The organism is Algoriphagus aquaeductus (assembly GCF_003253485.1).
Lineage (GTDB): Bacteria > Bacteroidota > Bacteroidia > Cytophagales > Cyclobacteriaceae > Algoriphagus > Algoriphagus aquaeductus.
Map to the genome: position 1 here is coordinate 79,670 of NZ_QKTX01000015.1, position 25,371 is coordinate 105,040.

The following is a 25,371-nucleotide window of genomic DNA, read 5'->3' on the forward strand; positions in this document are numbered from 1 at the left end:
AATTAATTGATCAATCCTATGAAAAATTTTGCCCTAATCGGAGCAGCTGGTTACATTGCTCCAAGGCATATGAAAGCGATCAAAGATACTGGTAACAGGCTTTTGGCAGCTTATGATAAATTTGACAGCGTTGGAGTGATGGACAGCCACTTTCCGGACGCAGATTTTTTCACGGAATTTGAGCGCTTTGATCGCCATGTGGAAAAATTGAAACGAACAGACAACAAGATTGATTATGTCAGCATTTGTTCGCCAAATTACCTTCACGATTCCCATATCCGATTTGGACTTAGAGTAGGTGCAGATGTCATTTGTGAAAAGCCGTTGGTTCTAAATCCATGGAATATTGAAGCATTAAAGGAGGTGGAGAAAGAGCATGGAAAAAGAGTTTTTAACATCCTTCAGCTTAGACTTCATCCGTCTATCATTGCTTTGAAGGAGCGGATTCAAAACGGTCAAAAGGATAAAATCTATGACATTGATTTGGCCTACCTGACTTCAAGAGGCCATTGGTATTACACCTCCTGGAAAGGTGATGTGAGTAAATCCGGAGGAATTGCTACCAATATCGGTGTTCATTTTTACGATATGTTGACTTGGGTTTTTGGTCCGGTAAAGACCAATCAAGTTCATATCCATACCCATGATCGAGCAGCAGGATACTTAGAGCTGGAGAAGGCGAGGGTTAGATGGTTTTTAAGTATTAATGCCGATACCCTACCTGATTCGGTCAAGGCAAAGGGTGGAAGAACCTACCGTTCATTGACCATGGAAGGAGAAGAGATCGAATTTTCAGACGGATTCACCGAGCTTCATACCCATAGTTACCAGCATATTTTAGACGGGAACGGATTTGGGTTGGATGAAGCGATGAACAGTATTCAGTTGGTTCATGATATCCGACACATGAAACCTCTCGGCCTGGTGGGAGAGTACCATCCTTTTGCCAAACTTGACTTAGCTAAACATCCTTTTTCAACAACTTGATGGCGGAGAAAGCAATAAATCCAATCTTTCTTTCGCGGCCTAATCTTGATGAGGTGGATATTCAGGCGGTAGTATCTGTTCTGAAATCTGGAAATCTTGTGCAAGGGAAAGAAGTGGCTAACCTTGAGGAAAAGATCAATTCCCTGACCGGATCCGCTTTTTCTTCTGCAGTCAGCAATGGCACAGCTAGTCTCCATCTTGCATTAGTTGCTTTGGAGATTGGTCCTGGTGACGAAGTGATCATACCAGCATTCTCTTACATAGCGACTGCCAATGTAGTGGAATTGGTAGGAGCTACCCCGGTATTTGTTGATATTGAACTAGGAACATTTAATATTAATGTTAGCCAAATAGAAGAAAAGATTACTTCCAAAACAAAGTGTATTATGCCAGTCCATGAATTTGGACTTTGTGCCAACATGGAAGAAATAATTCGATTGGCAACATCACACGGCTTGTATGTAATCGAAGATGCAGCTTGTGCAATCGGAGCAAGAATAGGTGATCAATATGCCGGAACATTCGGGGATTTTGGTTCTTTCTCACTTCATCCCAGAAAATCTGTTACCTCAGGTGAAGGTGGAGTGGTGACTACCAAAACAAAGGAATTGGACGAGAAAATAAAGACCTTGAGAAACCACGGGATCAGGCCGGGTAGTTTCCCGATGGACTTTGTGGAAGCGGGATTCAATTATCGCTTGACTGATTTTCAGGCAGCCCTGGTTTCCAGTCAGATGAGGAGATTACCTTCCATTTTTCGACACAAGGAAGCTCTGGTGGATTTGTACCTCAAGTCATTGAGAACGGATATCTTGTTGTTGCCAAGTGTACCGGATGGATTTACCCATTCATGGCAGACTTTCCACGTTGTGTGTAAAGATCATGAGACTAGAGAAAGACTGATTGGTTGGTTGAAAGAGCATCAGATTTTCTGCAATTACGGTGCTCAGTGTATTCCTGCGATGTCTTTTTACCTGAAGAAATATCAATTTGATGTCAAGCAGCAGTTTCCTTCGGCCTACGAGGCTTACTCTTGCGGTCTGGCGTTACCTTTAAGTGAAACACTGACTTCAGAGGAGGTCAGCTATGTATGTGAAATAATTAATCAATTCAAATAATGCTTTATAACAAAAACATTTTTATTACCGGAGGCGCCGGGTTCATTGCCAATACCTTGATTGGACATTATATAGAAAATAATAAGATCACGGTTTATGACAATTTTCATAGGGACACGCTGAGTAAAAGTCCATATGCCAATCATCCCAACATCAAAATCGTAAAGGGAGATGTTTTGGATTTCGATCTCTTGACTCAAAGCATGGCTGGTGCTGATGTGGTGGTACATGCAGCGGGGATTGCAGGAATAGATACTGTCATTAAAGATCCTGTGAAGACCATGAGGGTCAACATGATTGGTACTTCAAATGCCTTGGAGGCAGCAAGAATTAACGGGGTTAAAGATCGATTCATTGATTTTTCTACTTCTGAGGTTTTTGGCTCTATGGCTTTCAGATCATCAGAAGAAGATCAGACCGTATCCGGTTCAGCAGGGGAAGCCCGATGGACTTATGCAGTTTCCAAATTGGCAGGAGAGCATTTGGCTCATGCCTATTTCAGTCAGTACAAGCTTCCGGTAGTGACAGTTAGACCCTTCAATGTGTATGGTCCAGGTCAGACTGGAGAAGGTGCGATACAGATTTTCATCAAAAGAGCTTTAGCAAATCAAAATATTAAAATCGATGGGGATGGAAATCAAATCCGGGCCTGGTGTTTTGTAGATGATTTTGTGGACTGTTTGGTTCGATGCATTGAAGATCCAAAAGCGATAGGAAACAGCTTTAATCTGGGTAATGCAAGGGCGGTGATCACTATTCTGGGATTGGCGCAGACGGTATGCCGAGTGTTGAAATCAGATTCAAAAATTGTTTTTGAACCACCTCTTTCTGCTGATATTGCTATTCGGATTCCGAGTGTCCGAAAAGCCGAAGAAGTGTTGGGCTTCAAAGCTCAAGTGGATTTGGAAGAGGGCATTGTTCGTACCGCCAATTGGATGAAGGAACCTTTTCTAAGCAATTGAATAGGCAAGAATCCATTTCCTCACCAATAGAAAAGGAGCTTTTTGAAAACCTCAAAAAGCTCCATTCTACCCTTGATCAAGCATTCTTGCGGCAATTTGATAGGTCACTACCTCTCAATGAGACCTTGCTGGATCGATGGGAAAGAGCCAAAAACCTAGGCTTTGGAGAAAACTCCTCTATCTATGACAGTTCTTTGATACTAGGAAAGGTTGAAGTTGGAAAAAATTGCTGGATAGGCCCATTCACTATATTGGATGGAAGTGGAGGATTGAAAATTGGTGATTTTTGTACCGTATCGGCTGGTGTTCATATATATTCTCACGATAATGTAAAGCAAACTTTGTCTTCCGGAAAACTTCCGATCGAAAGGGAAGCTGTCAGTATTGGTAGCAACGTATACATAGCTCCACAGGTAGTTATTGCCAAAGGTGTAAGTATTGGAAATTTCTGTGTCATTGGTACGGGAGCCTTTGTCAACAAAAATATTAAAGATTGCCAGATTGTTGTAGGACAACCTGCCAAGGTGATTGGGGAAGTAATCGTTTCTGATTCCCGGATAGACTTTAAGTATTTCTAATTCATGAAAATTTGCACTAGGTGTATTTACGATGATCGTACGCCATCCATTTCCTTTGATGAGGAAGGAGTTTGTAATTATTGCAAACAGATCGATTCGCTCCTTGAGACCTATAAGACAGGTACTCTTGAGGGAGAACAAACACTTTTCGGGATTCTAGATGAGATTAAGAAAAAGGGGAAAGGGAAGAAGTACGATTGCGTGATAGGAGTTAGTGGGGGGACAGACTCATCTTATCTTTTGATCAAAGCAAAAGAGTGGGGACTGCGACCTCTTGCGGTGCATTACGATAATACTTGGGATTCTTCCATTGCCACCGAAAATATCAGAAAAGTCACATCCAAACTGAAAGTTGACCTTTACACGTATGTGATTGACAACAAAGAAGCAGATGATATTTTCCGATCGTTTTTGTTGGCTGGTGTACCAGAGTTTGATGCGAGCACTGACATTGGATTTGTTCAAGTTCTGAGAAGTGCCGCGGCAAAATATGGAATCAAGTATATACTGGAAGGACATTCATTTATGGCTGAGGGTATTTCCCCACAGGGGAAAAACTACTTTGATGGTAAATACATCGAAAGTATCCATAAAAAGTATGGCAGGCTTAAAATGAAGACTTATCCCAATATGACCTTTTTTCAGTTTATGAAATGGGCAATGGTTTATCGTCAGCAATTTATCAGGCCTCTTTGGTACATTTCTTATTCCAAGCCTGAGGCAAGAAAAATCTTGACCGAACAAACAGGTTGGACCTATTATGGAGGGCATCATTTGGAAAATCGGTCCACCAGTTTTCTTCATACTGTCTACAACCCCCAAAAGTTTGGAATTGATAACCGTAACTGGAGTTTGTCTGCTGAGGCGAGGACAGGTGTAATCTCCCGGGAAGAGGCTTTAGAAATCTACAATACTCCGATTCAACCAGATCCTGAGTTAATCACCTATGTGAAAAAGAGACTGGAACTGACGGATCAGGATTATGATGACATCATGAAGGGGCCTAAACGATCCTTTCGTGACTTCAAGACTTATAAAAAGCGGTTTGAAAATTTGAGGCCTCTGTTTTTTATCCTAGCAAAGGCTAATTTGGTACCAATGAGCTTTTATCTGAAGTATTGTTTCCCGATGAAGTCTGATGATAACAATAGTTGATTACGGACTCGGAAATCTCGGGTCAGTGGTCAATATGTTGAAACGGATCGGGGTGCAATCACAGATCACGGATAAGTCAGAGGTAATTTTGGATGCAGAGAAGATCCTGCTTCCAGGAGTTGGGGCATTCGATCATGCCATGACCGAGATCAACTCAAGGGGACTGTTGCCTGCATTAAACAAAAAAGCTTTGGAAGACAAGGTTCCCTTTTTGGGGATTTGCCTTGGAATGCAGCTTTTGACTAAATCGAGTGAGGAAGGCCTTCTTTCCGGTTTAGGTTACATAGATGCTGTCACCACAAAATTCAGATTTGAAGATAAAAGTCTGAAAATCCCTCATATGGGCTGGAATATCATAGAGCTTCAAAACCCAAGTCCTTTGACTCAAGGAATGGATGAAGAAGAATATCGCTTTTATTTCGTTCATTCCTATTATGTGACTTGTAAGGATCAAACTGATTGTCTTGCCAAAACACCCTATGGAGTCCATTTTGACAGCATCATCCAACATGGAAATGTTTTTGGTGCTCAGTTTCACCCGGAAAAGAGCCACCGGTTCGGAATGAAGCTCTTTTCTAATTTTGCAGCCCTCTAAATATGCTTCGCATTCGGGTTATTCCTGTTTTGTTGTTGAAGAATCAAGTCTTAGTCAAAACCGTCAACTTCAGAAAGCCGGGATATATAGGTGATCCCATCAATACTTGCAGAATTTTTAATGAGCTGGAGGTGGATGAATTGTCCTTTTTGGACATTACGGCGAGCAGTGAGAAGCGAGGTCCCAATCTGGAAATCTTGAAGGAGATCAGTTCGGAATGCTTCATGCCGTTAAGTTATGGAGGTGGGATCTCCAGTCTGGAACAAGCTGAGTCTGTTTTTAAGATAGGTTTTGAAAAAGTTATTCTAAACACAGCCTCTTTGGTCAAACCCGAATTGATTACTGAGATTTCAAGAATATTCGGAAGTCAGGCAGTAGTCGTGGCGATAGATGTAAAAAAGAATTTTTGGGGAAAATATCAGGTCCATGGACTTAATGGTACTGAAAACCACAAATACGATCCTGTCCAATGGGCTTTAAAAGTGGAGGAGCTCGGCGCGGGTGAGATTCTGCTTACTTCCATTGACCAAGAGGGTACTTGGAAGGGATTTGATATAGACTTGGTCAAAAAGGTAAGCCAACACTGCACCATACCTGTCATCGCGCATGGAGGTGCGGGTAGTTTGGATCACATTAAAGATGTGGTCAAGTCTGCCGGAGCCTCTGCAGTTGCCTTGGGTAGTTTGGTAGTCTACCAGCAAAAAGGTATGGGTGTTTTGGTGAATTTTCCTGATCGGGAGGAGTTGACCAAAGTGTTGAACTGATGGGAAAATCTCAAGTAAAAAAGCCCAAGATTTTGGTCGGCTTCTCAGAAATCGCAGGATACTATGTCAATCTCTTTGTTGGACTGGCAGAATTAGGCTATGAGGTAGGGTACATCAACAACAGATATTTTAAGTTTCAGTATAACGATTATAAAAAATACAACCACCCATTTTTAAATTACTACATAGAAATATGCAGGAAGTTTAGAGTTGAAAACAGTCTTTCCAGCAAGGTACTATGTGCCATCCTTACTCCTTTTGTCATAGGTTGGATTACCTTCAAATACGATGCATTTATCCTCGGTTCGGATTCTACTCTTCTCAAATATTGGGAATACAAAGTGCTTAAGTTCTTTAAAAAGAAAGTGATCTACGTATCCTTGGGAAGTGATACGAGGCCTTCAATAATGAATGGAATCTATAAGGACGATGCTCTGGGCGGTAAATTTTCTGCTCCTGAAGCAATCCAAAAATTCAAGCAAACGAAAGAAAAGGTACGATTTTTTGAAAATCACTCTGATATTTTTGTCAATTACCCTCAGCATGCGCATTTCAACCGCAAACCTTTTATCAATGGGATGCAGATCGGATTTCCCACCCGGTTGACTGGGGTTTTGATAGAAAATAAGGCGAAGTCCTCAGATTCCATCAGGATTTTACATGCACCATCCAGGCCGCTTGCCAAGGGAACTTTGATTTTCAGAAAAGTTGTGGAGGAGTTGAAAAACGAAGGACTAAAAATAGATTGGATAGAAATCGTAAACAAGCCTAATAAGGAGGTTCTGGATGAATTATCCAAGTGTGATTTAGTTTTGGATGAGTTGTACTCAGACCTCCCTCTCGGTGGATTGGGGACTGAAGCGGCTGTTTTTGGAAAGCCTGTTATTGTAGGAGGTTATTATGCTGAATTCATCTATTCCGAAGTTCCTGTGCAATTTATCCCTCCATCATTTTATGTGATGCCTTATCAGCTGAAAAGTACTTTGAGAAAACTTTGCTTAGATCCTGGATTGAGGAGAAAAGCAGGATTAGAATTAAGGGAGTTTATCAAGACTAACTGGAGCCATAAAGTCATTGCTTCAAAATACATTGATTTGATCCTCGGCATATACGACCCTTCCTGGATTTTTGATCCCGAGAATATTTCTTATTTCAATGGCTGGGGACTTTCTCAGGATGAGGCCATCAAAAATATGGGAGCTATCCTTCCCTTCTTAGATAAAAGCGATGCTGATCAGGTCTCTCATTTTTTACAGCACTTGAAAAAAGATTCTGAACTTTTGGAAGTTTGATGATTCGAAGACTTCTAAAAGACGGGACTCTCTATACTATTTCTGGTGTCGTTTCCCGTGGAATATCGCTTTTTTTACTTCCTTTTTACGTTCGATTTTTATCTATCGAAGAATATGGATTACTCGATCTTATTCTGTTGATAACCAATTTCATTAATCTTACTTTTTCATTGGAGGTTACCCAAGCTATTGCTCGATTTGTCCCCTCTTTCAGACTGCAAAAACCTAAAGTCACTCTACTCACCACTGGACTTGGGATCACCCTGCTCAGCTATTCAGGATTCTTGGTTTTCTTTTTGTTATTAAAGCCAATTGTAATCAAATATATTATTCTCGATGACTTGCCTAATTTGACTTATAATCTTGTTGCCGCACACGTATTTTTAAACGGATTGTTTTTATTTGTTCAAAATAATTTTAGGTGGACGCTACAGAGTTTGAGATTTGCATACACTTCCTTGATATACACTATTTTGAATTTGGTTTGTGTTGGGGTATTTGTCTTTTATTTCCAATTTGGTCTTAATGGAATTTTGATTTCTGGCATAATCTCCACTTTTCTATCTCTTATGGTTTCTTTCGCTTTGCAAAAGAACTATTATTCAGGTGTATTTTCTTTTCGATATGCTGTGCGAATTTTGAAATTCTCTATGCCTTTGATTCTATCCGCAGTTGCGGTTTATTTTTCTCTGTACTTGGACAGGATTCTGATCAACAGTTTTCTGGGTATTAAAGAATTAGCTGTTTTTGGAGTTGCCTTTAGGTTTGCAGCATTGGTGGGTCTAGCTACTACAGGTTTTTCAAGTGCATTGACTCCATTGATTTACAATGACCCTTACTCCACAACCACCAAGGATTCTGTACAAATTCTATTCAAACATTTTGTTAGGGCCTCCCTACTTTTTTTGATTTTTTTAACCTTTTTCTCCAGTGAGATTTTGATTTTTCTTACAACTCCTGACTATATCGAAGCCAATATTCTGATACCGTTGGTCACAAGTTCAATGATATTTGCATCGGGTTATGTGTTTTTTCCAGGCTTGACTTTGGCCAAAGAAACAGGAAAACTGGCTATCATTAATGTGTTTTCCTCACTTGTCAATCTCATCCTCTGCTTTATTTTCATCAAAAAATTCGGGGTTATTGGAGTAGCGTTTTCCACCTTGATCAGTTCCTGTGTAGGATTAGTACTAAATGTGCTTTATAGCAGAAAGTACTATAATCAATCCATTTCCTTTTTGTTCCAAGACTCATTTATACTCATAGTCTCGGGCTTATTGCTGGGAGTGATCGTTTTGAATCCTTGGGTGTTTTTGGATTCTTTTGAATTACTCCCTTTCGTTTTCAAGATCACGATATTTCTGAGTTTGTTTCTGATGTATATTTTTTTGATGCAAAAGGAAAAAAGTTCCACTGGTTGAGTCATTCTCTATCCCGTTTAGAATGAAAATAGCCTATTATTTAGTTCATGACCTCACCCGAAACGATGGGGTGGTCAAAAAGATCAAATCCCAAATCTCGGAATGGGAAAACCTTGGTGTTGAAGTCAAGGTTTTTGCAATTTCCGGTTTCTGTGAAAATTCGATTATTGATGCCAATATTTATGGATTTTCAGGGTTTATCTCTTCCCGAATCCGCCCCAATCATCATCTGTTAAGCGATATCGATGAGTTTAAACCTGATTTGGTCTATCTGCGATATGATACAGTCACAGCTAATATCCTCTATTTGGCCAAAAAGTATAAGCTCATCTGCGAACTAAATACTATTGACCGGGATGAGGCAAAGCTTTTTTTTAAGAGTAATATAGATCTAAAATCTACGTTTAGACTTTTGGCTTTTTATCTTCTTCGAAATAAGTTTTTTCTTCAGATGGCAGGTTTAGTTTCTGTTACTCAGGAAATTTTGAACCATCAGTCGATCCGAAAGTTTCAGATTCCACAGGTCTGTATACCAAATTCAATTCAAACTGCTAAATATCCTACGCTTAAGGCCATAGACTCCAGTCAGCAGCGTATTGGGCTGTTTTTCATGGGAACTCCGGATCAACCATGGCAAGGTTTTGATATATTAGAAAACCTTGCCAGTGAATTGCCCGAGTTTGATTTTCATGTAGTGGGACTGATGAAGCCGTCCTTTGCAAATGTTTATTTCCATGGATTTCTTTCCATGGAGAAATATTTGCCCATCATGAAAAGCTGTCATGTATGTATCGGTACGCTTGCCCTTTTCCGTAAAAAAATGACGGAAGCCTGTCCCTTGAAAATCAGGGAGTATGTGGCCTATGGCTTCCCCATCATAATCGGCTACAAGGAGTCCATGTTTGAAGATCACAGTCATTTGCCTGAGTGGGCATTGGAAATCGATCCTGAAAATCCAAGCATTAATTCAATTCGTGAGTTTTGCCTGAGTATGAGAGATAAAATTGTCTCTCATGAGGAGGCATTTCCTTTGATTGATTCCGGGATCCTTGAGAAAAAACGCGTTGATTTTTTTAGCCAAGTGATCAAAAAATGAAAATTCACTTAGTAGTTACTCAGCTTGAACCTGCAGGGGCACAAAAGGTAGCGATCGATCTTGCCAACGGACTTGGAGAAAAAGGGCACCTAGTCACAGTTATTTTCTTCTTCGAAAAAGTACCGGTCAGTTATGACCTGCACGCCAATGTGAGCATTCATATTCTTCTTGAATCCGGATCATTTCTAAATAAGCTTTTAGGTACCCTTCCAAAGTTGATTCACTTTTGGAAAAATAACACTCCCGACGTTTGTCTGGCTTTTACCCATTATGCGAATATCTATTCTGCGATTGCCGGAAAACAGGTCGGAATACCTGTAATTGTCTCGCATCATAATGAGCGCAGGACCTATAATGCAATTGTCAGAAAAGTTGACCAATTCCTTCAGAATAGGGGGTACTATGCCGGAATTGTTTATGTTTCACAAACCACAGGGGATTCTTTTTCTCCATTTTACAGAGAGCAAGACCATGAATTGGTGATTTATAACTCATTTGAATCCGATCATCAATTTGGTTCTGAAGCAAAAAGAGGATCCGAACCTTTGAAAATTTTGAATATCGGAAGGCTTATGCCTCAAAAGAACCAGCAATTTCTAGTTCAAAGTATAACCCCTGACATGAATGTAGAACTGAAGATTGTTGGCGAAGGACCGGAAAAAAAGATTTTGGAGGAGTTGATCAAAATCAATGGTTTGGAAAGGAAGGTCAAGCTACTGGGTAAGAAAAACCATTCCGAAATTTTGACGCTTTTGGATGAGGCAGATGTCTTTGCTATGCCATCCCTTTTTGAAGGGATGAGTATAGCCTTGTTGGAGGCAATTGTTTCCGGGGTTTATACGGTTGTGTCGGATGTGCCCTCCCAAAGGGAAACAGTAACTTGTGAAGGGGAAATTTTCGGAGAGGTTTTGCCTATTGATTCTCCATCGAGGTGGAATGATTTCTTCAAGAAACTGAGTCAGGCAAAACCCGGAAAACTAAGGGGAAGTGACCTGCACACCAAGCTGGTGTCTCGGTATTCCAAAGAAAAATTTGTCGAAAAATATGAACAACTCTTCCAATCAGTAGCGAGTTGAATCTTAGTCTTTCCAAATTACCTGTTCAAATCCTGTATCTCCAAATCATCATTTTGGGGCTTTTGGGATTTATAGGGGCTGGATTATTTAATCCTACGATCCTTTTTGAAGGGATCTTGTTGGTGTTTTTTATTTTCAATTTTTCCACGATCTCCAAAGAGATTCTTTGGATTCCGATATTCTCCTTGATTTATGTGCTTTTATCGTTGATATATGCTGTTGTGCTTAATGGTAATCATGTCTTGGATTTCTTTCTCATTTTTAAATCCTTTATCTACCTGGTAATTGTCAGTCAATTTGTTCGAAAAAAATCCCTAGATCCGGAATTTACCAGAAAGGCATTTTTGGTCGTTCTTAGTCTTTTTTTGGTGAAGTACTTATTTCTGATGGCACAAGGCACTCCTCGACAGAGTATTCGGGTATTTGAAGAAAGCAATTTTGAGCTGATGCTTTTGTCCTATCTTTTTTTACTCGATTACAATAATCATAGAAAAGTCAAGTATCTTGAAGTAGCCCTATTACTGGTGACTTTTTTCATTTCCGGTTCTAGATCAGGGCTAGTGATTATTGTGTTCTTGATCGGTTGTATTTTTTTGAGGAATTTGAGTTGGAGGAACTTCTTAATTCTTTTGATTTTTGCCCCGGTAGGTTTGGGTTTGATTTACTTTATTTTTTTAAACCGCTCAGAAGGGGACTCGTTGGAAAGTATCGATAGGTATATTTTTTTCCTAAGTTTTCTTAAAGAGGTAAAGACTTGGACTTTTCTGGATTTCCTTGTCGGATCTGAACGAATTACAGCTTTAAGTCCGGAAACCTGTGGAAAATTCACCTATTATACCAAGCTTTTCTCCTTCAAGGGAGACGGGACTTGCTACAGCGTCATGCTACACTCCTATATTATTCGGGTAATTTTTGATCATGGAATTCTGGGATTTTTGTTTCTTTGCACAGCTGTATACCAAATGGTGAGAAAATCTGGTTTTGATCATTTCATTTCCTTCCTGGTTTTGATGATTTTGATTCTCAACTCTCTATCTGTTTCAGCCTTTAATAGCGTATATGCAATTCTTGGCGTGGCTTTGTTTTTAATTTCAAGTCCAAGGCAATCAGAATCGGATGATAAACAATAAAATATTAGGAGTAAGGTTCGATAATTATACCATTGATGAATTTGTCCATCTCATTGTCCAAGAGATCAAGGCTAAGAAAAAATTCAGAATCGCGCTATCCAATCCTGAATTTTTACTGGAGGCCCGAAAAAGACCTGAACTGAAGTCTTACCTGAATTCCATTGAATTTAATGTCGCTGATGGGATAGGCGTAGTTTATGCTTCCAGATTGCTGCATGGCGTACCGCTAAAGGAAAGGATAACCGGTACAGATATGCTCCCAAGGTTGATAGAGAAGTCCAGAGAAAACGGATTCACCTTTTACTTTTTGGGAGGGAAACCAGGCATTGCTGAAAAAGCCAAGCAAAAATTCTTGGAATTGTTCGATTACAAAGGAGTCATTGGATTGCACCATGGCTATTTTGATGAGAATCTTGAATCTGTCATTATCGATGAAATCAGAAACATAAAGCCAGATATTCTCATGGTTTGCTTGGGCAATCCGAAACAGGAGAAATGGATCCAGGATAATTTCCATCTTTTGGATGCCAAACTTATTTTTGGAAACGGAGGTGCACTGGATTATTATTCCAACAATGTAAAAAGAGCACCTATCTGGTTCCAAAAAAATGGACTGGAGTGGTTGTATCGACTGACACAAGATTTCACTTGGCCAAGAATCAAAAGACAGGCAAGGTTATTTAAATTTCCTTTTTTGGTCCTTGCAGAGTATGGTAAGCAAGGATTCAAAAAAGTAAACCGGATTAATGAAGTATTTCATTAGTATAGTTTTTTTCTATTGGACTCTTTCGGCTTATTCTCAAAATAATCTTCCGGGATTTCAATTTTTTGAAGAGGCAGAGCGAAGAGCTAATCTGATGGATGATTCTGCTTCCCTGAAGGCAAGCTTTCTACTCAGAATGCCGTTGAATCCACTGCAAGGCAACTTTGAGAAGAAGATTTTTGGATTTAAGCCACTTCCAATTTTGTCAAATACCCTTTGGAATCAAAATCGGCCGTATGGTTGGGGGGATCTGGGAATGATTCCTGCGGTTGGTTTGCAGCAATATGTCTCTGCGGGATTTCAGGTTAAGGCCTCTATTCTTCATGTGAGATTTCAGCCAGAGGTAGTTTTTGCCCAAAGTAAGCCTTATCAAGGATTTTCCTTTGATTTTCCAGGACAGGTGATTCTGGATCGATATTATTACTGGAACTATGACGATTCTCCCGAACTTTATTCAGATGGAAGCCTTACTCAGGCTTGGTGGGGGCAAAGCAGTGTTACGCTTCGGTACGGGGCATTTGAGACAGGGCTCTCTACCCGTTCTATTTGGTGGGGACCAGGGCAATGGGGTTCATTGACTTTTTCAAATACCGCCAAAAGCTTTCCTCATCTTACCTTGAACACGACAAAGCCTGCCAAAACATTTTTGGGAAATTTTGAAGGACAATTATTGATAGGGAGATTAGAAAATTCTGGACGGAATCCATCTCAGAATCTGATTTTTGACAATGCGTATTTTTTGCCTTTCAATGGAGATTGGAGATACCTAAATGCATTAATGGTAAGTTATACACCAAAATGGATTCCCAACGCTTCCATAGGGTTTGCAAGAACCTTTCAACAGTTTAGGAAGGATCAAACCCAGGATTTTGCAGGATATTTTCCGATTTTTGAGCCTTTTCAAAAAGTAAATCTTTTCCAAAATGATAATTCTGTCATCTACGATGGATTGGCACAAGACCAGCAAGTTTCTTTTTCATTTAGATATGCCATTCCAAAAGCTAAAATGGAGTTTTATGCCGAATATGGCAGAAGGGATCACGCTTTCAACTGGAGAGATGCAATTCTGAGTCCTGAGCATGCAAGAGCCTATCTTGCAGGATTTTCAAAGTTGGTAGATCTTCCGATAAGTCCAAAAAAGGTTCAAATTCGCGGTGAGATGATTCATCAACAAGAATCTGTAAACAGATATATCCGGTATATGGGAGAGGGAGGAGACACTTCTTGGCAGTTGCATTACCAGGTCAGAAGTTTTGGTAATTTTGGGCAAGCTTTAGGGACCGGGATCGGAACAGGTTCGAATGTTCAAATTCTTGAAATTGCTTTGGTAGATCATTGGAACAAGCTCGGAATCATTTTCCATCGCCTTGAAAATCACATGGATTTTTATAATAGAGCATTTGTGACACGAGGTTATACCAAGCCTTGGATCGATTTTACTGTAGGTTTACTTTTTGATCATTCTTGGAATGACCGATTTGTTATGAGTACACAGTTGATGCATGTTTCAGGAATAAATTACCAATGGCAGGATTATTCCAAGTCAAATTTTGGTACCAATACAAGTTTGGCCTCGATTCATGCGAGGGTCAAACTTATGATAATGCTCAATAAGGCTCAAAAAAATTAACCGTTTAAGATCTGAAATTGAACGTAATGCTTAAGTTAAGTCACTTCTTTGGGGCTAGGAATTTCATTTAGGAGATGGAAAAAACTATTCTAATCAAATGAGATGCCCATGAAAATGGCTTCTCACACAGGGAAATCATTATCTAGGGCATTCCATGTGGCCTTTAAAAAATCAAATCATAATCACGTGAAAGTAAAAAACATCTGCTGCATTGGTGCAGGCTACGTAGGTGGCCCAACAATGTCTGTTATTGCCCAAAAATGTCCTGAAATTAAGGTGGTGGTAGTGGATATCAATCAAGAAAGGATTGATGCCTGGAATCATGAAGATCTAAGCCAGCTCCCAGTATATGAGCCTGGTTTGGATAAAGTAGTAGCCCAAGCAAGAGGGCGCAACCTTTTTTTCTCGACCGATGTAAATTCGGCCATTGAGGAAGCGGATATGGTTTTTATTTCTGTTAACACCCCTACCAAAACATATGGTGAGGGAAAGGGAATGGCAGCAGATCTGAAATGGGTTGAATTATGTGCCAGGCAGATAGCTGAAGCATCCAAATCTGATAAAATAGTAGTTGAAAAATCTACTTTACCTGTTAGAACTGCTCAGGCTGTGAAGGATATTTTACATAACACCGGAAATGGGTTAAACTTCCAAATCCTCTCAAATCCAGAGTTTCTGGCAGAAGGTACTGCTATCCCTGATCTTGAAAATCCCGACAGGGTTCTAATAGGTGGAGATGATACTCCTGAAGGAAGAGAGGCCATTCAGGCATTAGTGGACGTGTATGGTACTTGGGTGCCTAGGGAAAAAATCCTTACGACCAATGTCTGGTCTTCCGAGCTTTCCAAACTGACCGCAAATGCCTTCCTTGCGCAGCGTGTTTCGTCTATCAATGCCATATCTGAGTTATGTGAGGCTACAGGCGCAGATGTGGAAGAAGTGGCCAAAGCAATAGGAACTGACTCTAGGATTGGATCTAAATTTTTGAAAGCTTCAGTTGGTTTCGGTGGTTCTTGCTTCCAAAAAGATATTCTCAATATGGTCTACATCTGCCGCAATTATCAATTGAACGAGGTGGCGGATTATTGGGAGCAAGTGATCAAAATGAATGACCATCAAAAAGTGAGGTTTGCCAAAAAGATCATTAAGAATTTGTACAATACTGTTAGCGGAAAGAAAATCGCATTCTTGGGATGGGCATTTAAAAAAGATACCAACGATACGCGTGAATCTGCGGCCATTTATGTCGCAGATTACCTGCTGAGCGAACGTGCCAATATCTGTGTGTATGATCCGAAAGTTCCGAAAGAAAAAGTATTTACCGACTTAGATTATTTAAACACCCGTTCTTCTGAAGAAAATAGGAAGTTGGTTAGCGTAGTAAATGATCCTTATGAAGCCTGCAAAGGAGCTCATGCAGTAGCGATTCTTACCGAATGGGATGAATTTAAAATCCTAAACTGGGAGCAAATTAATGATTTGATGCTCAAGCCAGCCAACTTATTCGACGGAAGAAACATTTTGAATTCTTCAGAAATGAGTCGCTTAGGATTCAGATTTCATGCGATTGGGAAGGCTGATAAATAGTTTCAAAAAACGGGCAAGAACCTCGGGTCTCTAAAAAAGACAGTAAGTGAAATTATGTTTTTTTGATCTTTAAAATGAGTAATTTTGGTACTCATTATTTATCAAGGAAGTTAAAAAGATAGTTTTTTCGCTCTGGTACTAGTAGGGTTTTTCTCTCACAAAACAGCTAAGTCCTGGGACCGAAAGGGCGAAGCTTTAAGTTTTTACAAGAAGATAAAATTTAATTTAACAAAGTAGTTTCATGTTGACACCACTTGAAGATGTGAAAATCGGGGTAATAGGCCTTGGTTATGTAGGATTGCCTCTTGCAGTTGAATTTGCAAAACAGTTTCCTGTCATAGGGTTTGATATTGATAAAAAAAGAGTGGCTGATCTTCAGCAAGGAAAAGATTATACCTTGGAAGTTGAAGATGAGCTACTTTCTGCTGTATTGACTTCAAATTCGCCTTCAAAGGATCAAAAAGGCCTTTTTCCTACTTTTGAGCCTGAGGAGCTGAAAGATTGTCACATTTATATCGTGACCGTTCCGACTCCAACAGACAAGCATAACCGACCTGTCTTGACCCCGATGCTTAAGGCTTCCGAGAATATTGGCAAATTCCTTAAGAGGGGAGATGTGGTAATTTATGAGTCGACTGTCTATCCTGGAGTGACTGAGGAAGAGTGTGTTCCTGTGCTTGAAAAAGTTTCCGGATTAGTATATAACGTGGACTTTTTTGCAGGATACTCTCCTGAGCGAATCAACCCCGGAGACAAGGAACACACAGTTGCCAAGATTTTAAAAGTCACTTCCGGAAGTACTCCTGAAGTTGCTGAATATGTAGATCAGCTATATCAAAAAGTGATCACCGCAGGTACTCACAAAGCATCTTCAATCAAAGTGGCTGAAGCGGCAAAGGTCATTGAAAATTCCCAACGGGATATCAACATTGCCTTTGTCAATGAGCTTTCGAAAATATTTAACCTTTTAGGAATAGACACCCACGAAGTATTGGAAGCGGCAGGAACCAAATGGAACTTTCTCAAATTCAAACCCGGATTAGTCGGAGGGCATTGCATTGGTGTGGATCCTTTCTATCTTGCACAAAAAGCGCAGGAAGTCGGATATCATCCTGAAATCATTTTGGCTGGAAGACGACTAAATGATAGTATGGGCAAGCATGTTGCCACTGAGGTTATCAAGCTGATGATGCGAAAAGACCTAAAGGTGATAGATTCCAAAGTGCTCATTCTAGGATTCACGTTCAAGGAAGATTGTCCGGATGTACGAAATACACGAGTAATTGATATCTACAAAGAATTGAAGTCATTTGATATGGAGGTCGATGTCTATGACCCGTGGGCTAATCCAAAGGAGGTAGCTCATGAATACGGGATTTCTATTTCTTCAGGTGATCAAGCCCCTGATTTATCAGAATATTCGGCAATCATTCTAGCAGTAGCGCATAGGCAGTTTAAAAATTTATCTTTAAAAAAATCTTTTTCACAAGTCTTATTTGATGTTAAGGGGATATTGGAGAAAGATAAGGTAGATTCTAGATTGTAAGTTTAGCTTGAGAATTTTGATTATAATTGGTTTTGGTATCTATTTCAGGGTAAAATTTAAACTCAACCTTAATGCTTAACAAGTATTTGAAATCCCTATTAATCGTATTGACCTCCACACTGGTTCTATTTTCTTGTATATCCAATAAAAAGCTTATCTATATGCAAGAATTAGCACAGAGCACGGGGCCTTTAATCGAGACAAGTAAAAAGTATCCTTACCAGCCTGAAGAATATTTGTTGCAAGTCAATGATATCATTGAGGTTAATATCCGAACAACGGACCCGGATTTAAACAGGTTACTTTCTGCAGTTGTTTTCGAACCTGGATTTAATCAAATGCAAGCTGGGGGACAAAGTGTCGGAGATGTTTTTTTTATGAATGGTTACTCTTTGGACGAAATGGGGAAAATTGAATTGCCCCTCATAGGAGAAGTAAAACTAGATGGATTGTCTGTTGGAGAGGCGAAAGTTGTAATAGAAAATGAGGTTAAAAGATTTGTAAAAGAGGGTGAATACTTCGTAAGGGTTAGGCTTGGAGGAGTTCGATTTAGCGCATTGGGAGAATTCAATGCCTCCGGAAAGTTTACGATTTTACAGAATAGAGTTTCCATTTTCGAAGCTATTGCCTTTGCTGGTGACCTAAGTAGAGTTGCGAAAAGAGATCAGGTTTTACTTGTTAGACAATATCCGGATGGCACCCAGATACATAAAATAAATCTTTTGGATAGAGATCTTCTGTCTTCGGAATATTATTGGTTAAAACCCAATGATCTGATTTATGCAGAACCAATGAAAGTTAAAGAGATTGGGGCAGGTGGTACATTAGTTGAAACTTTTACATTGATTACAACCTCCATTACAGCGATAGCGCTTTTACTAACTCTAGTCCAGAATAATAACTAATATGAGTTTAGAACCTGAAGAAAAGGAATTCTTCTCTGAAGAAAGTTCTTTTGATATTAAATCAGTCTTTCCAAAAATCCTTAGATTTTGGCCTGTAATACTGATTTCTTCAATTTTATTTTTATTCGGAGCATATATTTACACTCGAATGAGTGTTCCACTTTTTAAGGTAACCGGCTTGTTTTTCATCAAAGACAATGATAGCCAGTTTACTCTTTTTAATGCACCAACTATTGATGGCTCAGCAAAAAATGGATTGGTTAATGAAATAACTATATTGAAGTCAAGGCCAATAGCTGAAGCTACATTGCGACAACTTGATTTTGGAGTAGAATACTATACCAGAAGCACGTTTATTAATCACGAAATTTATCAAAAGACTCCCATTCTTGTGGAAGTCAATTGGAAGGAACCTCAAGTTTCTAAAGGTTTTGTTACCCTTCAGTGGACAAACAATCAGAATTTCATTTTACTTTTTGAGGATAAAGAATATAGTAAATATTTGCCTGATGGATCCAAAGCAAAACTTGAGATCTTACCAGAACCTACTGAATATCCTTTTGGAGTGTGGATTCAAACCAAGAATTTCACTATTAAGGTAACGAAAACTAGTGTTGAACCCGAAGGGGAAATACTTCTAAAGTTTAGAGATTTGGAATCTCTTGTAGATGAATATGCCTCTAAACTTATGGTGGAAAATACCGAAAGGGAAGGTTCAATTGTCGAAATGGGGCTTTTGACTCCAAACGTGGTTAAGGGAGAGGTATACATAAATAAGTTGATGGAGACTTATCTTATGCTTGAACTAGAAGAAAAGAATCAGATTGCTTCAAATACTGTCAACTTCATTGATAGTCAAGTAGCAGGAGTTTCCGATAGTTTACGTCAATTTGAAAATCAGCTTCAAATCTTCCGATCTTCGAACAAAATTTACAATCTTGAAACTGAAAGCTCTTCTGTATTTACTCAGTTGACTGAACTTGAAAACCTCTTAAGACAAGAAGAGTATAAAAGAAACTATTATAGAAATCTTGCTGGATATTTAGAAAGAGAGCAGTATAGTGATTTAGTTGTCCCATCTGGAATTGGCATTGATGATCCAATTTTAAATTCACTAATTTCCAATCTAATGGAACTACAAGTGGATAAGTCAAGGCAATTGGCTACCCTAACAGAGCAGGCGCCTGTGGTACAAGCTACAAATAGCAAGATTAGAGAATTGAATAAATCAATTCAGGAAGTTTTGAAGAATGTTGATAGTAATTCTGCTAGCCTTCTCCAAGATTTAAAGAATAGGATAGCTTCAATAGAAGGTTCATTTCGAAACCTACCAGAAACTGAGCAAAATCTTATCCGAATTCAAAGACAGTTTGCGCTAAACGAGAATATTTATAACTTTTTAATGGAAAAAAGGGCGGAAGCCGCGATTACAAAAGCCTCTAATAAGGCCGAGAATAAAATAATTGAACCCGCTGTCGGAGGATACTTAGTAAGTCCAATTCCGATAAGAAATTATGCTCTTGGGGTTTTCATCGGAATTTTTCTTCCAGTGATTATTGTACTAATTAGAGAAATTACACGTACCAGAATTGAAGATGTATCCTATTTGGAGAAAAAGCTGAGAATTCCATTATTATCAACTATTCTTTACAATAAAAGGAAATCAAATCTTGTTGTACTAGAACAAGGTAAATCTGGCCTAGCTGAAGGATTTAGATCCTTAAGAGCTAATTTAAGATTTATTTCCCCAAATGAGAAACAACTTACAATCTTAGTCACCTCTACTATATCTGGTGAGGGAAAAACTTTTTGTGCTATGAATTTAGCTTCTGTTTATTCTTTGACGGGAAAGAAGACTATATTGGTTGGGTGTGATATGAGAAAACCAAGAATATTTAATGATTTTGGTATTTCTAATGAAATAGGCCTTTCTACTGTTTTAAGTGGTCAAATTCAATGGGAAGAAGCAATCAATAGATCTAAATATGATAATTTAGATATTTTAGTATCAGGACCAACTCCACCAAATCCCGCCGAACTTTTGTTTACAAAAGAGTTTGAAAGCTTAATTTCTAACCTTAAGCAGAATTATGATGTTGTGATTTTGGACACTCCACCAGTAGGTCTTGTAAGTGAAACCCTTGATTTAATTCCTTTTGTAGATTTGACTTTGTTTATTTTTCGGCAAAATTACAGTCAAAGAAATTTTGTAGACGCACTAAATGGGCTAAAGGTAAATAAAGGATTAAAGAATCTATACGCCGTATTTAATGGCGTAGACGATAGTAAAGTTACTTATGGTTATGGTTATACTTATGGATATGGATATGGTTACTACGATGATGATAATATGAAGGAAAATTTTTCTTGGATTAAAAAACTGTTTAAATAAAGACTATGGAAAAATATTTTGAAAATTTTAGCTTCCAAAATAGAAGAAAGTTAATTAGACTTTTTAATAGATTTAGAACTATTTCAAAGGCTCAGGACTTGAATTTCCTTGCCACGATTTATAAAACTGATAAGTGGGGTAAGCACTTTTATACCCCCCATTATAAGTTTCATTTTTCTTCCTTTCGTAAAAAGAAATTAAATATTTTGGAAATTGGAATTGGTGGATATGAAAGTCCAACACAAGGTGGTGGGTCTTTAAGAATGTGGGAAAGATTTTTTCCAAATGCAATGATTTATGGTTTGGATATTTATGATAAATCAAAATTAGAAGAAGGTCGAATAAAAATTATTCAGGGAAGTCAAATTGATAGGGAGCTATTAACCAATCTTTCAAATAGAGTTGGAGGATTTGAAATCATTATTGATGATGGAAGTCATCAAAATGAACATATAATTGAATCTTTTAAAATCCTCTTTCCTTTGTTGAAAAATGGAGGAATATATGTAGTTGAGGATACCCAAACTTCCTATTGGAAAGAATATGGAGGGGATGAACTTAATATTGATAATCCTAAAAATGCTGTTTCGTATTTTAAATCCTTAATCCATGGGCTAAATCATTCTGAAATGAGAAACTCTAATCGTGAAATTTCCCCTTACGAGGAAATTATTTCTTCAGTTCATTTTTACCATAATCTTATATTTATTTATAAGGGAGTTAATCCATTTAATCCAAGTATTGATTTATCATAGTTTTCATGAATTACGTTTTGCTCTTAACAGCTACAATTTTTCCTAAGCATGTCAATCTATTAAATGGAAGGAATGATCCAATTGAGCGTGAGAATGATTATTTTGGAGCTGTTTCTTTCTATTTGTCACAGGGATTCACTGTTGTTTTTGTCGATAATTCTAATACCTTTTCAAAGAAGATATTGTCTTTAAAGACAAAGTTTGATAAGTTTGAGTATCATTCCTTCGAATCTGTAGCTAGTCATCTTGGAAAATCGCCAGGTGAAGTAGAAATAATTAAATATGCATGTGAAAATTCTACTTTTATAAAGGAAGTAGATTACATTGTTAAGGTTACTGGTCGATATATAATTAGAAATTTGCTTAATTTATTGTCTAAAACCAATTATATTGAGGCGGATATATATATAAATCCTACTCGTAATTTAAAGTGGGCTGATTCGAGATTGATGATAATGAAAAAAAAGTATTATGAGAATTATTTTTTGAAAGCGATAGATCTTTTTTTAGATGAAGATAAATTAGTCTTTATGGAGCATGCATATATGAAAAGTTTGTTCCTTTATTTAATTGATGGGGGAGAGCTTAATTTGTTGCCTTCATATCCTTTTTATCATGGATATGATGGGACTCATAATGAAAAAATATATTTTTCTATATTCAAGCGGTTGAAGTATTTTGTATATTATAAATTAAAACGATTTTCTTTTCGTCATAGGGCGTGAATATTATGAATGTTTCTAAAAATATTGTTCAAAGATATTTCAGACATTTTTATTTTTTTTATACGTATTTAGGTTACAGATCATTTATTCTTATCTTTTTAAGTATTTTAGTGGGGCTATTGGATGGATTTGGCTTGGCTATGTTTATTCCAGTTTTCCAATTAGCAGCTGATGGAGGTTCTATAAATTCATTCGATTCTTTAGGTGATCTTAAGATTTTTTTTGATTGGATTCAGACTTTAGGTTTCAGCGTTAATTTGACCTTGGTCATTGTTATAATGATTCTGCTTTTTTTGTTAAAAGCTATTTTAAAGTATGTGGATGGGATTTATAAGATTAGATTACAAAATAAGTTTGTCAAAAAACTTAGGAATCAACTTGTTGATGGTTTGAGTTCTTTAGATTACAAGGCTTTCCTAGGCTTGGATTCAGGAAAAATTCAAAATGTTTTGGGTGCTGAAGGTATTAAACTTACATATGGATTTTTAGCTTATTTTAATTCTGTTCAACATGCAGTTTTGCTTTTAGTTTATGTTTCGTTAGCAATGCTTTCGAATTTAGAATTTGCTATTTTAGTAAGCCTAGGGGGACTACTTTCAAATTTCATGTTTCAATATCTTTTTAAAAGTACGGAAATTGCTTCATTGGGTTTGTCAAATTTGGGACATACCTACCAATCTTACTTGGTACAAAGTGTATATAATTTTAAATATTTAAAAGCTACTGGATATTTTTATTCTTATAAGCTTAAGATTAAAGATATTATAGATAAGATTGAGTTTAATCAAAGAAAGATTGGGAAATACAATGCAATAATGTCAAGCGCAAGAGAGCCTATTATTCTTCTTGTTGTTGTATTGATTATTGTTATTCAAGTTCATTATCTTGAAGGAGCTATTGCTACAATTATGTTAAGCCTTATGTTTTTGTATCGTGCTCTAAACTATATAGTAACTTTGCAAGGGAGTTGGCAAGGATTCATTGCCAATATTGGAGGTTTAAGATCTTCTGTAGATTTAATCAAAGAATTTAATCTTGGAATAGAACGTTTTCCTGATACTCCATTAATTTCTAAAGTAAATTATATTTTACTCGAGAATGTTTCGTTTTCTTATCCAAATGGTTTTCAAGTTCTTAGTAATATTAATCTGGATATATCTTCTTTGAAAACTTTTGCTTTTATTGGTGAGAGCGGGAGTGGAAAGACCTCCTTAGTTAATTTGATTGTGGGACTTATAAGTCCTTCTTCTGGAAAAATTTACGTAAATGGTTTGGATAGGAATTATGTTAATCTTGCTTCATTTAGAGAAAGGATAGGATATATCACTCAAGAACCTGTGATTTTTAATGACACTATTTATCATAATATTACACTTTGGGCATCTCATAATTCTGATAATTTTGATAAATTTAAAAAAGCTATTCGTTTGGCTAACCTAGATGGTTTTATTGAAAGTCTTCCCGAAAAAGAACATACCAGACTAGGCGATAATGGGATTTTAATTAGTGGTGGACAAAAACAACGAATTTCTATTGCTAGAGAGTTGTTTAAAGACGTCGATATCTTAATTTTTGATGAAGCTACTTCAGCTTTAGATTCTGAAACCGAAAAGCAAATTCAGGAAAATATAGATATGTTAATGGGTAAATTTACAATGATTTTAATTGCTCATAGATTAAGTACTATTAAAAAGGCTGATTCTATCTCTGTTATGGCTTCTGGCAAAGTAATGGATACAGGTACTTTTGATGAACTTTATCAAAGAAATTTGCAATTCAAGAAAATGATTGAGTTGCAGGAATTTTAATTTATTCCTATGGTTCGAATTCTTGTTTCTAATATTGGTTTGCCTAATGAGAGTATTGGTAGTTGGACCAATAGGATCAGTAAGTTTTTTTTAAACTTTCCTGATTTTTTTGATTTTATATTATCACCAAATGGTAATTTTAGTGAAAAAAATATTTATTGTAAGAAAAAAAAATGGATTCCTTTTTTTCCAAAAAGATGGAGAGAAAAAGAATTAATTCATTATAGAGCTTCCCAATTTGTTAGGTCCTTTAAAGAAATTTATAGAAGTCATTCTGAGATCTCTGTCTTGGTGATGGATGATCTTCTGCTCCTTGAATCCTTTGCCATATTAAAAGGTAATTCATATTCGTTTGAGCTTATATTTTCATTTCATGGGCATTCTTTCCATTTGCCTTCCACTTGGGGAAAGCATGTAGATAAGGTTTTATTTCTCACCAAGTCTGGTTATTTAGAAACTTTTCGCCTTAATGATGAGTTTTGTCCTATGGTCTCAGTTGTAGGTAATGGTGTTGATTCAAATTTATTTTTTCCCATTTCTTCTTTTCAAAAGAAACAGATGAAAGCGGAATTAGGTTTTTCCCAAAATTCAAAATATTTAGTTTGGATGTCTAATAATAGGCCAAAAAAGGGATTTCATATTTTTATAAATCTTTCAAAAAGACTTTTAAAAAAATATTCTGATCTTGAGATTTTGGTCATTGGAACATCTTTCGATGATTTTTCAATGAACAATAGAATGCATTCCATCGGAAAAATTCCTAATTCAGAATTAGCTAAATATTTACAGATTAGTGATTTTTATGCGTTTACATCCCTTTGGCAGGAAGGTTTTGGTCTTTCACTTGTAGAAGCTGCCAAATGCGGGAATATTGTTATTGCTTCTAATGTAGGAGGTATTCCTGATGTAATTAAAGGGCTTCCTTCAGCAATTTTGGTCGATTTGCCTAATTCTTTGGAATCTTGGGAAAAAGCATTTGACTTTGCTTGGGAAAAATATATAGACTTTTCCCCTAATCCTTCTGAATTGCAACTATTTCATGATTATAAATCTTGGGAACTTAGATACATGGCTGCCTTAGTTTGA

The 25,371-nt window shown here is 37.5% G+C and carries 22 protein-coding genes; all 22 read left to right on the plus strand.

What is annotated here, in order from left to right:
• Positions 1-18: 18 nt before the first annotated feature.
• The 22 genes from CLV31_RS17510 to CLV31_RS17615 all read left to right on the plus strand — a co-directional run bounded on the left by CLV31_RS17510 (position 19) and on the right by CLV31_RS17615 (position 25,371).
• Positions 19-987, plus strand: coding sequence for a Gfo/Idh/MocA family protein (locus CLV31_RS17510; protein ID WP_111394370.1), 969 nt, complete (start codon positions 19-21; stop codon positions 985-987).
• Positions 987-2,105, plus strand: coding sequence for a DegT/DnrJ/EryC1/StrS family aminotransferase (locus tag CLV31_RS17515; RefSeq protein WP_111394371.1), 1,119 nt, complete (start codon positions 987-989; stop codon positions 2,103-2,105). Before CLV31_RS17510 ends, CLV31_RS17515 begins: the two co-directional genes overlap by 1 nt.
• Positions 2,105-3,067, plus strand: coding sequence for an NAD-dependent epimerase/dehydratase family protein (locus CLV31_RS17520; protein WP_111394372.1), 963 nt, complete (start codon positions 2,105-2,107; stop codon positions 3,065-3,067). Before CLV31_RS17515 ends, CLV31_RS17520 begins: the two co-directional genes overlap by 1 nt.
• Positions 3,068-3,261: 194 nt before the next feature.
• Entirely contained in the window at positions 3,262-3,645 is a 384-nt protein-coding gene (locus CLV31_RS17525) for an acyltransferase (protein WP_220084349.1), read from the plus strand.
• A 3-nt stretch (positions 3,646-3,648) separates the two neighbouring features.
• Positions 3,649-4,800 (plus strand): N-acetyl sugar amidotransferase, encoded by a 1,152-nt coding sequence (locus tag CLV31_RS17530; protein ID WP_111394373.1) that lies wholly within the window; start codon positions 3,649-3,651, stop codon positions 4,798-4,800.
• Positions 4,784-5,395 carry an imidazole glycerol phosphate synthase subunit HisH gene (hisH, locus tag CLV31_RS17535; protein WP_111394374.1) on the plus strand — a complete coding sequence of 204 codons (612 nt, stop codon included), beginning with the start codon at positions 4,784-4,786 and terminating at the stop codon, positions 5,393-5,395. The genes CLV31_RS17530 and hisH overlap by 17 nt, the downstream gene beginning before the upstream one ends.
• Positions 5,396-5,397: 2 nt before the next feature.
• Positions 5,398-6,159 (plus strand): AglZ/HisF2 family acetamidino modification protein, encoded by a 762-nt coding sequence (locus CLV31_RS17540; RefSeq protein WP_111394375.1) that lies wholly within the window; start codon positions 5,398-5,400, stop codon positions 6,157-6,159.
• Complete coding sequence (locus tag CLV31_RS17545; RefSeq protein WP_111394376.1) at positions 6,159-7,451, plus strand: glycosyltransferase; 1,293 nt, start codon at positions 6,159-6,161, stop codon at positions 7,449-7,451. Before CLV31_RS17540 ends, CLV31_RS17545 begins: the two co-directional genes overlap by 1 nt.
• Positions 7,451-8,872, plus strand: a complete 1,422-nt coding sequence (locus tag CLV31_RS17550; protein WP_111394377.1) for an oligosaccharide flippase family protein — start codon at positions 7,451-7,453, stop codon at positions 8,870-8,872. The genes CLV31_RS17545 and CLV31_RS17550 overlap by 1 nt, the downstream gene beginning before the upstream one ends.
• A 22-nt stretch (positions 8,873-8,894) precedes the next feature.
• Positions 8,895-9,968, plus strand: coding sequence for a glycosyltransferase family protein (locus CLV31_RS17555; protein WP_111394378.1), 1,074 nt, complete (start codon positions 8,895-8,897; stop codon positions 9,966-9,968).
• The gene (locus tag CLV31_RS17560) at positions 9,965-11,044 is read left to right on the plus strand and encodes a glycosyltransferase (protein ID WP_111394379.1); all 1,080 of its coding nucleotides are present in this window, start codon (positions 9,965-9,967) and stop codon (positions 11,042-11,044) included. Before CLV31_RS17555 ends, CLV31_RS17560 begins: the two co-directional genes overlap by 4 nt.
• Positions 11,041-12,174, plus strand: a complete 1,134-nt coding sequence (locus CLV31_RS17565; protein WP_111394380.1) for a hypothetical protein — start codon at positions 11,041-11,043, stop codon at positions 12,172-12,174. The genes CLV31_RS17560 and CLV31_RS17565 overlap by 4 nt, the downstream gene beginning before the upstream one ends.
• Positions 12,161-12,937 carry a WecB/TagA/CpsF family glycosyltransferase gene (locus CLV31_RS17570; protein WP_111394381.1) on the plus strand — a complete coding sequence of 259 codons (777 nt, stop codon included), beginning with the start codon at positions 12,161-12,163 and terminating at the stop codon, positions 12,935-12,937. Before CLV31_RS17565 ends, CLV31_RS17570 begins: the two co-directional genes overlap by 14 nt.
• Positions 12,921-14,567 carry a capsule assembly Wzi family protein gene (locus CLV31_RS17575; RefSeq protein WP_111394382.1) on the plus strand — a complete coding sequence of 549 codons (1,647 nt, stop codon included), beginning with the start codon at positions 12,921-12,923 and terminating at the stop codon, positions 14,565-14,567. The genes CLV31_RS17570 and CLV31_RS17575 overlap by 17 nt, the downstream gene beginning before the upstream one ends.
• A 108-nt stretch (positions 14,568-14,675) precedes the next feature.
• Positions 14,676-16,154, plus strand: a complete 1,479-nt coding sequence (locus CLV31_RS17580) for a UDP-glucose 6-dehydrogenase (protein ID WP_245943438.1) — start codon at positions 14,676-14,678, stop codon at positions 16,152-16,154.
• A gap of 241 nt (positions 16,155-16,395) precedes the next feature.
• Entirely contained in the window at positions 16,396-17,700 is a 1,305-nt protein-coding gene (locus CLV31_RS17585) for a nucleotide sugar dehydrogenase (protein WP_111394383.1), read from the plus strand.
• A 161-nt stretch (positions 17,701-17,861) separates the two neighbouring features.
• Positions 17,862-18,605 (plus strand): polysaccharide biosynthesis/export family protein, encoded by a 744-nt coding sequence (locus CLV31_RS17590; RefSeq protein WP_111394414.1) that lies wholly within the window; start codon positions 17,862-17,864, stop codon positions 18,603-18,605.
• A 1-nt stretch (position 18,606) separates the two neighbouring features.
• Entirely contained in the window at positions 18,607-20,997 is a 2,391-nt protein-coding gene (locus CLV31_RS17595; RefSeq protein WP_111394384.1) for a GumC family protein, read from the plus strand.
• Positions 20,998-21,002: 5 nt separating this feature from the next.
• Complete coding sequence (locus CLV31_RS17600; RefSeq protein ID WP_111394385.1) at positions 21,003-21,752, plus strand: CmcI family methyltransferase; 750 nt, start codon at positions 21,003-21,005, stop codon at positions 21,750-21,752.
• A gap of 5 nt (positions 21,753-21,757) precedes the next feature.
• A complete protein-coding gene (locus CLV31_RS17605) occupies positions 21,758-22,477 on the plus strand; it encodes a hypothetical protein (RefSeq protein WP_111394386.1) in 720 nt (239 codons plus the stop codon).
• Positions 22,478-22,482: 5 nt separating this feature from the next.
• Positions 22,483-24,285, plus strand: coding sequence for an ABC transporter ATP-binding protein (locus tag CLV31_RS17610; protein ID WP_111394387.1), 1,803 nt, complete (start codon positions 22,483-22,485; stop codon positions 24,283-24,285).
• A 9-nt stretch (positions 24,286-24,294) separates the two neighbouring features.
• Entirely contained in the window at positions 24,295-25,371 is a 1,077-nt protein-coding gene (locus CLV31_RS17615; protein WP_111394388.1) for a glycosyltransferase family 4 protein, read from the plus strand.